This is a genomic window from Flectobacillus roseus (assembly GCF_030056595.1).
GTDB classification, from domain to species: domain Bacteria; phylum Bacteroidota; class Bacteroidia; order Cytophagales; family Spirosomataceae; genus Flectobacillus; species Flectobacillus roseus.
This window is the reverse complement of sequence record NZ_JASHIF010000004.1, coordinates 449,887-463,188: the sequence shown is the minus strand read 5'-3', so window position 1 is coordinate 463,188 and position 13,302 is coordinate 449,887. Positions and strand designations below refer to the sequence as shown.

Here is a 13,302-nt window from a genome sequence, read left to right as displayed (position 1 = left end):
TTTTTAGAAGGTTAGACTCAAACCTGCATTTATCACACGTGATTGTGGGTAGTACACACCACCTTGAGCAGTCGCCTCTGGGTCAAAGATTTTGTTTTTGTCAATTGTCAACAAATTCAAGGCATTGACATAAACTCTCAAACTTCCTAATTTTAACTTCTCAGTAATATTACTTGGAAAATTATAGCCTAATTCGATGTTCTTCAAACGAACATAGTTTTTACTAAATAGGTAATAGGTATTGTTACCGTAGTTACCGCCAGTAAAGTAGGTATCTCCTCTACTTGCCAAACGTGGGTCTACACTACTTGGGTTGTCTACTGACCATCTGTGATCATAAGAGTACTTCAAATAGTTACCAATATCACCCGATTCAGTTTGAATACGAATAGCCGCACCCATTGCACCTTGGAACAATACACTCACATCAAAGCCTTTGTAACGTACATCGAATGTAGCACCGAAGTTGAAAGTCGGAGTAGAGTTTTGGTCTAATCTTACTTGGTCATCACCGTTGATTTTACCGTCGCCATTTACATCTTTAAATTTCATGTCACCAGGAATCAATTTTGATGTTACAGCAGAATAATCAAGTTTGTTTGCATCAATTTCTGCAGTGTTTTTGAATACACCATCATATTCATATACCAAGTAGCCGTTTATTGGCTTACCTTCTTGTAACTGGTAGCTAGGCGCGCCAGGTACTTCGTCCATAAATACTACTTTGTTTTTAGCATAACCACCATTAACAGCCGCTCTAAAAGTTAAATCTTTTGACGCTTTGCCATTATAGCCTACGTTGAATTCAAAACCACGGTTTTCAACAATACCTGCGTTTACTGGAGGTAACAAAGAGTTGATACCTGAAGATGCTGGCGTAGAACCTGTTTTTTGAATCAAGATTTGATCTCTTCTATTGTAGAAGTATTCAAATGTTAGGTTAATCTTGTTATTTAAGAATGACCCATCGAGACCAATGTTATAGTTATTAGCACGTTCCCAAGTAAAGTTAGGGTTTGCTAAAACTGTCTCGTTCAAAGTAGTTACCACTTGGTTGTTGATAGGATATTGTCCAAAACCAAATGTCGACAAGTAAGCATATTCTTGCAATTGGTTATTGAAGAATACTTGGTCGTTACCCATTTGACCATAAGAAGCACGAAGTTTCAAATTGTCAACACCTTTTACTTTGAAGAAATCTTCGTTAGAGATATTCCAACCTACTAACACCCCTGGGAAGAAACCAAAACGATGAGCACCTGGGAATATATAAGAACCATCATAACGCCAAATGTATTCTAATAAATATCTCTCCTTGTAGTTGTATTGCACACGGCCATAATAACCCAAACGAGCACGGTTGTAAGCACTACCTCCTGTATTCTGTTGCAAAGAACCACCTGCAAACAACTGGTCAACAGCCGAAGAAATATAGTTACGTCTGTAAGCAAAGAAATTATCTCCATCGAAAGTCTCACGAGTTACACCAGCCAAGAAGCTCAAGTTATGATCTGCACCAAATTTCTTGTCATAGTTAATCATGGCAGTCAAGTTGGTATTCAAAACGTTGCTATATGATTGGTTCAAACGAGGATCTGTAAAGTTTGAACGAATCGCACCTACCAACAATGGCGTTACGCCATCTGATTGATAGGTTTGTTTGTCCCAATAGTACAACATCCATGGTGTTTGCCAAGTCTTACTAGTTTGGCTGTTTTTGTCAATCGCACCCGATAATGTAACCTTCAAACCATCCACCCAAGGGTTAGTCAAAACTACCGAACCGTTAGATTGCACGTAGTCAGTTGGATTGTCCACATAACCTGTAGCATTCGTAGTAATCACATAAGGGTTTTGACCATTTTCAATATCTGGACCTGGTAAACCATTTGGCCAAACTTCTGGCTCAGTCGGACGACCACGCATCAACATACGGAAAATAGAACCCGCACTTTCAGTTGGATATCTACGTTGTTCACGACGCACCATGATACCCAAGTTTGCACTAATGTACTTGTTGATTTTGGCATCAAGGTTTGTTCTGAAATTGTATTGGTGGTAGTTAGTAGCTGAGTTTTTGTAATAGGCATCTTGTGAAACATAGCCCAAAGAAGCCATATAACGCATATTTTCAGAACCACCCGACAATTGTAAGTTATGACGGCTTTGTGGAGTCCAAGTTTTGAAGGCATCACCAAACCAGTCAGTATTTGGATAACGCCAAGGGTCTGAACCATCAGCAAATTTCTTCACAGCGTCTGGGCTATAGTTGGCATTGATTGTACCTACTCCTGCAGTTGGAGACTTGTACGTACCAGTGTTTTGAATGCTTTGCCACGCAGCTCCCCACTCTCCTGCTGGAATGTTTTTATAAATCGGAAGCTCATTCATGATTTTAGCATACTCCGCCGCACTAGACATTTGAGGAACTCTTGTTGGCTGAGCCCATCCAAGGTTCATATCATAAGTAATCGTTGGCTTACCAGTTTTACCTCTTTTGGTTGTTACCAAGATAGCACCGTTTGCTGCACGAGCACCATAAATCGCCGCCGAAGCATCTTTCAAAACCGAAATCGATTCGATGTCACGTGGGTTCAAACGACCCAAGCCACCGTCACGATCAGGAATACCATCAATTACCACAAGTGGGCTACTGTTACCAAGGGTATTTGTACCACGAATCGAGATATTAGCACCATCGTTTCCTGGCTCTCCACTTTGTTGGATAACCACCAAACCTGGCAAACGACCTGCCAATGAGTTCGAAAGATCCACTGCTGGTGACTTCAAAATTTTCTCACCTTGTACAGCAACAACAGCACCTGTAACAGTTACTTTTTTCTGCGTACCGTAACCTACTACCACAACCTCCTCAAGAGACTTAACATCGGTAGCAAGCGCAACGTCTACAACAGAACGACTATTCACAGATACTTCTTGGGAAATAAACCCAACTGAGGTAATAACTAAGATCGCAGATTTGCCAGCATTAACGGAGTACACACCATTGACATCGGAAGTAGTACCGACGCTAGTGCCCTTCACTAAAATGTTGACCCCGGGCAAACCTTGACCTTTGTCATCAGTGATTTTTCCTTTTACACTTTGGGCAAGTGTATTAGCAAAAACCATAAAAATGAACCCCAAAGTCAGAAAACAAATTCTCCGACTCTGATGCTTCCACTGAGTAGAATTAATCATAATTTTTTATGTTATGGAATTGTAATGGGATTGGAATAAATACACGTAGGTATTGAGGCAATGCTCAATCTTGAACACGCAATCGTCCGAAATTTTCATAGTTATAATTACTTTAGATAGATATGGTCAAGCCATCATGCACAAGCTCGCCTGTTGTACGAAAGTGGGGTCTATGCACTCTCATACTTTTAACAAAGTAAGAAATAGTTGTACTTTTTATACCCATACAATTACTCACAAAATTGAGAATTATTTTATTTTTTTTGATTAAATGAGGAAATAAGGCTGTGCAAACATTTGCACAAAAAGAATAAAATTTATCACAAAACAACCAATCAGTCTGCATACTTATTGATTAGTGTTAATATAGTACGATAAAAGAGGAATATATCTGAAAAATGCAGTTAAAAAAAGTATATAATCAATCACAAGAAAACTCCATTTTATTTATAAAAACAATAAAATAGTGAAATTTTAAATATTTTTATAAACCATTACTCCACTACATTTTGAGGAAGCATTCATTTTTAGGAAAAATGGAAAATATGCGTAGCACAAGCTCTTTTTTGTTCTCATTATTATGCAATCTTTGAAGTATTTGTGAATCCGACATTTTCCTTATTTTTCTGAATATCTTCTTTAAAAAAGTCGAGAAAATTAGGTAGTTTTCAGTAGTTGTAACCCTTAAGAAACAAGTAGCTCGCCAATCCAAAGTGGCTCAATAACTTATTAATTAACAAAATCTAAATCAAGCAGACCCTTTACAATCGTCTATTTAACAAGCATGAAAATTTTTTCCTATACAACCTTCCTTTTCTTCTGTACAAGTATTCTCATGAGTTGTGCAGATACCTCTCAATCCACTTCAGAAGATTCGTCTCCCGAAGGACTTTTTACCTTACTGCCAGCTGAAAAAACTCATGTCGATTTCCAAAATGTAATAGACGAAGGTCTCAACACTAACGTACTCATGTACGAGTACTTCTATAATGGTGGAGGTGTTGCTGTGGGTGATGTCAATGGAGATGGCTATGATGATTTATATTTTACAAGTAATATGAATGAAAACAAGCTCTATTTGAATAAAACTCAAATGGAGTTTCAAGATATTACCGCCCAAGCTGGTGTAGCAGGTCGCCAAGGTCCTTGGAAGACTGGCGTTACGATGGTGGATATTAATGGCGATGGCAAGCTAGACATTTATGTATGTCATTCGGGCAATCTTCGTCCAGAAAAGAAAGCCAACGAGCTTTTTATCAATCAAGGAAATGATGCTAACGGTATTCCAACATTTTCGGAGGAGGCTGCAAGATATGGCTTAGATAGTCCTGCATCGAGCACAAATGCTTATTTCTTTGATGCCGACAAAGATGGCGACCTTGATCTTTTTCTCCTAAATCATAATATCAAATCGCTTCCAGTACTCAACTTGTCCGATACTGCCGAGTTACTCAAGGTTGATGACTCAGTGAGTGGGTCAAGATTCTATACCAATGAAAAGGGATTTTTTAGAGATATTACGGGTCAGGCAGGCATTCAAAGTTCGGCTCTTTCATACGGTCTAGGAGCAGGTATTGCCGACTTTAACCAAGATGGCTGGCCAGATATTTACGTAAGCAATGACTATGCAGTGCCTGATAGATTGTATCTCAATAATCAAAAAGGAGGATTTGCAGAGGTAAGTCTTGAGCAATTGGGACATACTTCTAATTTTTCGATGGGCAACGATGTAGCTGATATCAACAATGACTTATTGCCAGATATTTTTACCTTAGACATGTTGCCAGAAGACAATCGTCGTCAAAAATTACTGATGGCTCCCGACAACTATTACAAGTTTGATTTGAGCGTACAATCGGGTTTTCATCATCAGTATATGCGCAATATGTTACACCTCAACAACGGAAATGGCTCTTTTAGTGAAATAGGACAAGTATCAGGAATTTCGAATACCGACTGGAGTTGGTCGGCGCTTTTTGCAGATTATGACAACGATGGCTGGAAAGACTTGTATGTAACCAATGGCTATTTGCACGACTATACCAATTTGGACTTTTTGAAATATATGGATGATTTCATTAAACAAAAACAAGGCGGTTTTCAGCGTGAAGATGTATTAGAATTAGTCAAAAAAATGCCTTCTTCCAATGTTAGCAATTATATGTTTCGCAACAAAGGTAATCTCCAATTTACCAATTTATCAGACAAATGGGGCTTGAGTCGTCCTTCGAATAGCAGTGGCGCAGCCTACAGCGACCTCGATAAAGATGGCGATTTGGATTTAGTGGTCAATAACATCAATCTTCCTGCCTTCATATACCTGAATGAAAGCAAGCAAAAGTCTGAGAATCACTACCTCAACATCCAGTTTAAAGGAAATGCACCGAACACGATGGGAATCGGCACAACGGTCAGGATATACGCTTCAGGCAATTCGCAACACCAAGAGCAAATGCCTACCCGCGGCTTTCAATCCAATGTGAGTTTTGAGTTGCACTTTGGATTAGGAAAATCACAAACAATTGACTCACTGAAAGTTACTTGGGCAAGTGGTAAAGTACAAGTATTGAAAAATGTGAAAGCAGACCAAGCCTTAGTTTTGGAAGAAAAAAATGCGATAGATATTAGCCCAAAACAATCGGAGGTTAATACTTATTTTGTCGAAACTAGTTCCCCTATCCAAAGCGCAGCAGCAACTATCGTTCAAAATGATTTCAAGCGTCAGTCGCTACTCACACAAGCGATGTCATTTGTTGGACCAGTCATGATTAAAGCCGATGTGAATCAAGATGGACTGGAAGACGTATTTGTAGGTGGGTATTTTGGAAAAACCAGTGAGCTATTTATCCAAAATAAAGCCAATGGGTTCAGCAAGCAAAGCATTGCTACCAAAACCAATGCAGATATCAGCGATGCTACTTTCTTCGATGCCAATGGCGATGGAAAAGTTGATCTATATGTGGCGTATGGCGGATATCGCAATTTTACCGAAAATGATCCATTGCTTCAAGATCAGCTATATATCAACAATGGAAAAGGCGGATTTACCTTAAGTACCTCTGCCCTACCCAATATGCCAATCAGTACGGGTTGTGTACGAGTGGGCGATGTCAATCAAGACGGAAAACCTGATTTATTTGTAGGTGGAAGAGTAATTCCTGGCAGATACCCAGAAACACCACGAAGTTATATCCTTATCAACCAAGGTAATGGCACTTTCAAAGATCAAACCCCAGCAGAATTACAAAAAATTGGTATGGTGACAGACGCCGCGTTTGTGGATTTGAATCAAGATAAAAAGCAAGAATTGCTTGTTGTAGGCGAATGGATGCCCATTTCTGTATTTACCATTCAAGGTAGTAAAAGTGTAAATGAGACTGACAAATACTTTGATAAAAATTATCAAGGTTGGTGGAATAAAATCGTCGTTGAGGACTTCAACGGTGATGGTAAGCCAGAAATCTTAGTGGGAAATCAAGGTTTGAATAGTCAGTGTAAGGTTAGTTTTAAAGAACCTGCCGAACTGTATTTCAAAGATTTTGACCAAAATGGGACCGTCGACCCAATTTTGTGTACTTACGTTCAAGGGAAGTCATATCCTTATCTTACCCGCGACGAATTGCTTGAACAACTTACCATTAAGCGTAAAAAATTCACGAGCTACGACAGTTATGGAGATGCCACGTTAAAAGATATTTTTGACGACAAAGAACTAGAAGGCGCCGAAAAGTTAACAGCCAATTATCTCAAGACAGGATATTTTACCTTGAATGCACAAGGTAAATTTGAAGAAAAAGCGTTACCGATAGAAGCACAATTTGCACCAGTGTACAACCTGTTGGTATTAGACTACAACAAAGACGGTAAAAAAGATTTATTGCTTGCAGGTAATCAAAATATCACTCGACTCAAATTTGGAAAATCTGATGCCAATTATGGTTTACTCCTACAAGGCGATGGAAAAGGGAACTTTGTAAGCATTCCACAAAACAAGTCAGGTCTGAAAGTCAAAGGCGACGTTCGGTCGGTGCTACAACTAAATCAAACGATAGTTTTGGGTATCAATCAGCAAGCACCAAAGGCATATAAGATTCAATAAGAAAAAACATAAGTCATCCCTAATTTAGTGATTGAATGAGTGATTAATTTAAAATTTATATTCTAGTTGCAGAGACGCAATGCATTGCGTCTCAAGCAGAGGAATAATCCACGGGGTAACATCAAAAAAGCGGTCGGAAAATGTTTTCCGACCACTTTTTTGATGAAAACTTAGAGAACAAACTCAACCTTAGAATTCGGGATGACTCATTTTTGAGAAAAAGTAAATTCAAAGCTAATTTCTTAGTCCTTTACTTAAGTAAGGGTGTAGAATTAGATTTGAATTATGTGTTTAGGCAATTGGCAACAGGCACAAGGCAAAGAGTTTTAACATGTTTTTAATAACCAAAGACATGCTTTTTTCCAACGCCGAAAGCCGATACCTGAAAGCCTAAGGCTCAAAAATCAAATTCTATTTTGCCCACTAACTTAAGTATTCAAGCTAAATAATGAGCTGTGAATTTCGCAATGCTTTACATGCAAAACTCAGCATTCATACTTAATACAACACCCATGTATCTTTGGAGCCTCCGCCTTGTGAGGAGTTAACCACCAAGGAGCCTTTGCGCAATGCTACACGCGTCAATCCTCCCGGGATTACTTGTACACCATTTCCGTAAAGGATATAAGGGCGTAAATCCACGTGACGACCTTCTGCATGATCATCTATCAAGCAAGGTACGCGCGACAATGAGATAGTTGGTTGAGCGATATAGTTTCTTGGGTTTTCCTTGATACGTTTTTTAAACAATTCTTGTTCTTCCTTCGTAGATTTCGGACCAATCAACATACCATAGCCACCAGCTTCATTTGCTTCTTTGACTACCAATTTTTCAATATTTTCCAATACATATTTACAGTCATCATCCTCGCCACAAATATAGGTCTCTACATTTGGAATAATTGGCTCTTCGCCTAAGTAGTATTTAATGATACGAGGTACATAAGCATAAATTACCTTATCGTCGGCTACACCTGTTCCTGGGGCATTGGCAAGCGCTACACGACCAGCTTTGTACACGTCCATCAAACCTGGGATACCAATCAAAGAATGAGGGTTAAAGGTTTGTGGATCTAAGAAGGTATCATCGATACGACGGTAAATCACATCAACAATTTGGAAACCTTTGGTTGTACGCATTTTTACATAACCATCATGCACCACTAAGTCACGGGTATCTACTAGCTCCACACCCATTTGTTGTGCCAAATATGAGTGCTCAAAATACGCAGAGTTATAAATCCCTGGCGTAAGTACAACAATCGTTGGATTGGGACGGTCGCTGATGTATTGTAACATTTGCAACAAACGTGTTGGATAATCCGAAATTGGCTGCACTCGTGTTTTACCAAGTACTTCAGGGAAAGTACGCTTCAATAGCTCACGGTTTTCAAGCATATAACTTACTCCCGAAGGACAACGCAAGTTATCTTCCAAAACCATAAACTCACCATCATCGCCACGAATCAAATCGGTACCCGTGATATGAATCCAAATACCCTTGGGAGGTTTTAAGCCAATACATGGCTTCAAAAAGTTTTTCGAAGACTCGATTAACTCACGTGGAACCACGCCATCATTCAAGATTTTTTGGTCGTTATAAATATCGTCCAAAAACATGTTCAATGCTGTAATACGCTGTACTAAACCTTTTTCGGTTTTGGCCCAGTCGTCGGCAGCTACTACCCTTGGAATAATATCCACGGGCATGATACGCTCAGTACCTTCGTTTTCAGAATACACGTTAAAAGTAATGCCCAAGGCCATCAACGAACGCTCAGCCGCTTGATGACGACGAAGAAATTCCTCTACGCCCAATTGCTCGGCACGCTCTTTGAAGGCTTCATATCCTATTCGTACATTTCCTTCTGCATCGAACATTTCATCGTAAAATCCTTCTGTATTGTAATTGTTGAAGCTAAAGTTCATAGGCTATCTTTTAGTGTTTTGTTCAGAACGTAAAACCTAATTTATTAAAATTATATTTTGTTTCAAAATTGATTTACCAAACAATATTTTGAAAACAACAAATTTATAGTACTTTTTAAATGGGAGATTATAAATAAAAAAGAATCCCTTTTAAAAATAAGTATTTTTACTTACTATATTTTTTTGAGTATTTTGAACTGAATCTTTTTTCAATCTCAAAAAGCCTCTAATACAGCCTTTACCATTCCATCTAATGATTTATTATCAATCCATCGTACTACCATTACCAAGTCATGGTCTGGGTCGACATAAACCATGTTGGTGCCATTGCCCAAATGATAATACACGTTTGGCGAAGCACTCGGTAGCAATTTCTGATTTGTATTTAAAAACCAGTTCATATAACCATACGTTGGTTCGGCTGAGGTTGGCGTTAAGGCTTGTTTAATCCAATTTTCTGAAATAAGTTGTTGGTCTTTCCAACGACCTTTTCTCAAGCATAATAGACCAAATCTAGCCATATCATAAGCATTGATAAACATACCTCCGCCCCAATGTCCACCTCCACTCACTGATTGCACGGGCTGTCCGTCTAGTACAATCCAAGAATTGCGATAACCCGTCCAGCGCCAAGTATTCGAAGCACCAATTGGATCCATAATCATGGTTTTGAGTACTTGGGGTAAAGGTTTACGCCAAACGCCTGTAGCCGCAAGAGCCAAGGCATTTACTCTTACATCGTTATATTCATACACAGCTCCCGGTGCATTGCGTGGTCGGGTCGTCCATTCGGCAGGATTAGCACTTGGTCTGTCAGCCCATTCGGGCTTGCCCCAAAGTGTTCCTTCCCAATCACTAGTTTGACGCAATAAATGATCCCAAGTGATTTTACGATTGTGTGGGGTGTCAAATGGCTTTAGCAATTCGGGTTTGCCATAATCCTCCGCTGGTCGAGCAACTGGACTTCCATAAACCTCAATCGGTGGCACATATTTATATACTGTATCATTGACAGAACTAATAAGCCCGTTGTCAACAGCCAAGCCAACGACGGTCGACAAAAAACTTTTGGTCACTGAGTGGGTCATGTCACAACGCAATGGTTCACCCCAAGTCGCCACGACATATCCTTTATGTATAATCACTCCTGTTGGTTCGCCCCTATCTGCAAAAGGACCTATTCCGATGCCATAGGGTTCTTTACCGAAGGTTTGGTAATGATTAACCTCCATGCTACGAGGATTCTTAATTTCGTGAGACTTAGCAAACTCTATTGCCGCTTGAATTTTGTCTGATTTTAAACCTACACTTTCTGGAGATTTTATTTGCCACTCTTTTGCCTCAGGATAATAAACCGTTGGAGTAACTGCAACAGATTTCTTTTGTGAAAAACCTAATAATGATTCACACAAGCAGGTAAGTACAAGTACTATTTTTTTCATAAGGTTTTTAGTTGGGATGAAAAGGAGTTATTTCAAAAAAGTAGCAACTCAATAGTCAAATTTACGTTACATCAATCGACAATTGTTCGATGCAACAGAAAAAATTCACTACTTCAGTCAAGAAGGATAATGGAACCGAAAATGTTTGGGTCGTGCTTTGCGGAATATTAAGAAAGTCTTGATAGTTTTGCAGGCATAAAATAAAACAGATTAATTATGGCAACTTGGTATTTGGCCAAAATTCGTTACCAGAGAGAGGACGAGGCAGGCTCATTAAAAACCATCAACGAAGCGTATTTGATTGATGCAGTATCTTACACCGACGCAGAGGCTAGAGTTTTTGAGATTGTGGCCAGCAATACACCCGAATTTCAAATTACAAATCTTACCAAAATGAAATTGAGTGAGGTGTTTTTTGAAGACAACAATGCCGAAACGTGGTTTAAAGCAAAAGTGCAGTATATCTCTTTTGATGAAAAATCTCAAAAGGAAAAGAAAACGGCTCATATGATGCTAATCAATGCCAATGACCCAGGCGAGGTATATACTTTACTAAAAAAGAATTTGGGCAACCTCAACGATTACCAGATTACCGATATTAACATTACAACCATCTTGGAAGTATGCCCTTACGAGCCAGAAAACGAAATGCTCAAAAAAGGCAATTTTCGTCCCGTAGCAGAGGTATTGGCAGAACAAGAAGCTAATTCTCAAGCATAATAAGGTAGGAGATTTTTAGAAAAGGGTACATACACAATCGCTGTTTTGTACCCTTTTTGTTATTTTTGAAAAGAAGTAAAACGCTTACAAGCACCATGTGTGATTGAGTATTCCTTGCGCTTTTAAATTTTACGATATGAACAATCAAGATATTCTGGATATTCTCGAATTAACGGTCAAATTATTGGAACTGCATGACGAGAATGAATTTAAAATAAAAAATCTCAGCTTTGCTGTTCGAGCATTAGACAAAGCAACCGAAGACTTTATCACGACTCCTGTCGCACAATTAGCGGCGATTCAAGGGGTTGGAAAAAGTACTGCTTCGAAAATCGAGGAAATTCGTACCACAGGACAACTTGCTGAATTGAACGAACTATTAAATAAAACTCCAGAGGGGATTTTGGAGATGTTCAAAATCAAAGGAATTGGCCCTAAAAAAGTGCGCATGATTTGGCAAGAGTTGGGAATTACCGATACTCGTGAATTATTGCTAGCTTGTGAGAATGGTGAAGTAGCCAAACTCAAAGGTTTTGGGGACAAAATTCAAGAAAGTATCAAGCAATCTATTCTTTACAACCAATCCAATTCTGGTAAGTTAAGAATGGAAAAAGGACAAGAAATCGCCGATTTTATCCTTGATATTCTTGAGCCAGTCTTTGAACATGTTCAAATTGTAGGGGATATTCGTCGTAAGAATGAAGTGGTTGAGTCTATTCAATTGGTAGTGGGGCACGATCAACCTTGGGAGGTACAACAATTGCTTAACGCTACTCCTACCCTACAACAAAACGAAAAAGATTCATCGCCATTTACTTGGCGTGGCAATATAGAAGGCAAACTAATTCCTATCGAAGTGATTATTTGTCCTGAGAAACAATTTGTTAATCAGTGCTTTATATTCAGTGCTTCACCCAAACATTTAGCAAAACATCATATTTATCAAACCGTTCAAAGCCAAACTTTTGAATCCGAGGAGGCTATTTATGCCAAAATAGGCATTCCATATATCATTCCTGAAATGCGTGAAGGTGCATTTGAATTTGATTGGATCCAAAAACACAATAACGACCAACTCGTAACTTGGGACTCGCTCAAAGGTATTTTACACAATCACTCTACCTATTCAGATGGTAAAAATACTCTGGCTGAAATGGCCAATTATTGTCGTGAATTGGGCTTTGAATATCTTGGGATTGCCGACCACTCCAAAACAGCGTCGTACGCACGAGGACTCAACGAAGTCCGTGTAGCAGAACAGCATGCCGAAATCGACCAGCTTAATGCACAATATGCGCTAGGCGACAAACCTTTTAAGATTCTGAAAGGGATCGAATCCGATATTCTGGGAGATGGTTCTTTGGATTATGATGAGGAAGTTTTAAAGAGCTTTGATTATATCGTGGCTTCGGTACATCAAAACCTGAAAATGACTGAAGAAAAAGCCATGTATCGTTTGATTAAAGCCATAGAAAATCCTTATACAACGATTTTGGGTCATCCTACAGGACGATTGTTATTATCACGAGCAGGCTATCCTGTGGACCATTACAAACTAATTGACGCTTGTGCTGCTTATGGTGTTGTGATTGAAATCAATGCAAGCCCCTATCGTTTGGATTTGGATTGGAGATATATTCAATATGCTTTGGAGAAAAACGTCAAGTTGTCTATCAACCCAGATGCTCACGAAAAAGAAGGTTATTTTGATATGCACTTTGGTGTTGCCAACGCCCGTAAAGGTGGCCTAACAGCCGATATGACTTTTAATGCTCTGAGCCTATCTGAAATAGAAGAGTATTTGAACGGTAGAAAAAAGAAATAGTCTCTTAAATTTAGTGAATTGAGATTGAGTAATTACCTTAAAAATCTGTATTCTAGCAGTAGAGACGCAATGATTGCGTCCTAAGC

6 protein-coding genes are annotated in these 13,302 nt (G+C 39.0%); 3 read left to right on the top strand and 3 right to left on the bottom strand.

What is annotated here, in order from left to right; genetic code table 11:
- Positions 1–3: 3 nt before the first annotated feature.
- Positions 4–3,201: a SusC/RagA family TonB-linked outer membrane protein gene (locus tag QM524_RS06560; protein WP_283343951.1), complete on the bottom strand. Its 3,198-nt coding sequence runs from the start codon at positions 3,199–3,201 to the stop codon at positions 4–6.
- A gap of 784 nt (positions 3,202–3,985) precedes the next feature.
- Here QM524_RS06560 and QM524_RS06555 point away from each other — a divergent pair.
- The gene (locus QM524_RS06555) at positions 3,986–7,300 is read left to right on the top strand and encodes a VCBS repeat-containing protein (RefSeq protein ID WP_310586443.1); all 3,315 of its coding nucleotides are present in this window, start codon (positions 3,986–3,988) and stop codon (positions 7,298–7,300) included.
- 498 nt (positions 7,301–7,798) lie between these two features.
- Here QM524_RS06555 and QM524_RS06550 read toward each other — a convergent pair whose 3' ends face one another.
- Together QM524_RS06550 and QM524_RS06545 are read right to left on the bottom strand one after the other, a co-directional pair.
- Positions 7,799–9,229 (bottom strand): circularly permuted type 2 ATP-grasp protein, encoded by a 1,431-nt coding sequence (locus tag QM524_RS06550; protein ID WP_095166547.1) that lies wholly within the window; start codon positions 9,227–9,229, stop codon positions 7,799–7,801.
- 215 nt (positions 9,230–9,444) lie between these two features.
- Positions 9,445–10,671, bottom strand: coding sequence for a serine hydrolase domain-containing protein (locus tag QM524_RS06545; protein WP_283343950.1), 1,227 nt, complete (start codon positions 10,669–10,671; stop codon positions 9,445–9,447).
- Positions 10,672–10,887: 216 nt separating this feature from the next.
- Between QM524_RS06545 and QM524_RS06540 the strand changes: the two genes are divergently transcribed.
- A complete protein-coding gene (locus tag QM524_RS06540; RefSeq protein ID WP_095166543.1) occupies positions 10,888–11,391 on the top strand; it encodes a DUF4494 domain-containing protein in 504 nt (167 codons plus the stop codon).
- 136 nt (positions 11,392–11,527) lie between these two features.
- On the top strand, positions 11,528–13,216 hold the full coding sequence (locus QM524_RS06535; RefSeq protein ID WP_283343949.1) for a DNA polymerase/3'-5' exonuclease PolX: 1,689 nt from the start codon (positions 11,528–11,530) through the stop codon (positions 13,214–13,216).
- Positions 13,217–13,302 lie beyond the last annotated feature (86 nt).

Excerpts from the sequence above, each read along its gene's own strand:
- QM524_RS06560 (WP_283343951.1), bottom strand. The coding sequence starts at position 3,201 with ATGATTAATTCTACTCAGTGGAAGCATCAGAGTCGGAGAATTTGTTTT.
- QM524_RS06555 (WP_310586443.1), top strand. The coding sequence starts at position 3,986 with ATGAAAATTTTTTCCTATACAACCTTCCTTTTCTTCTGTACAAGTATT.
- QM524_RS06550 (WP_095166547.1), bottom strand. The coding sequence starts at position 9,229 with ATGAACTTTAGCTTCAACAATTACAATACAGAAGGATTTTACGATGAA.
- QM524_RS06545 (WP_283343950.1), bottom strand. The coding sequence starts at position 10,671 with ATGAAAAAAATAGTACTTGTACTTACCTGCTTGTGTGAATCATTATTA.
- QM524_RS06540 (WP_095166543.1), top strand. The coding sequence starts at position 10,888 with ATGGCAACTTGGTATTTGGCCAAAATTCGTTACCAGAGAGAGGACGAG.
- QM524_RS06535 (WP_283343949.1), top strand. The coding sequence starts at position 11,528 with ATGAACAATCAAGATATTCTGGATATTCTCGAATTAACGGTCAAATTA.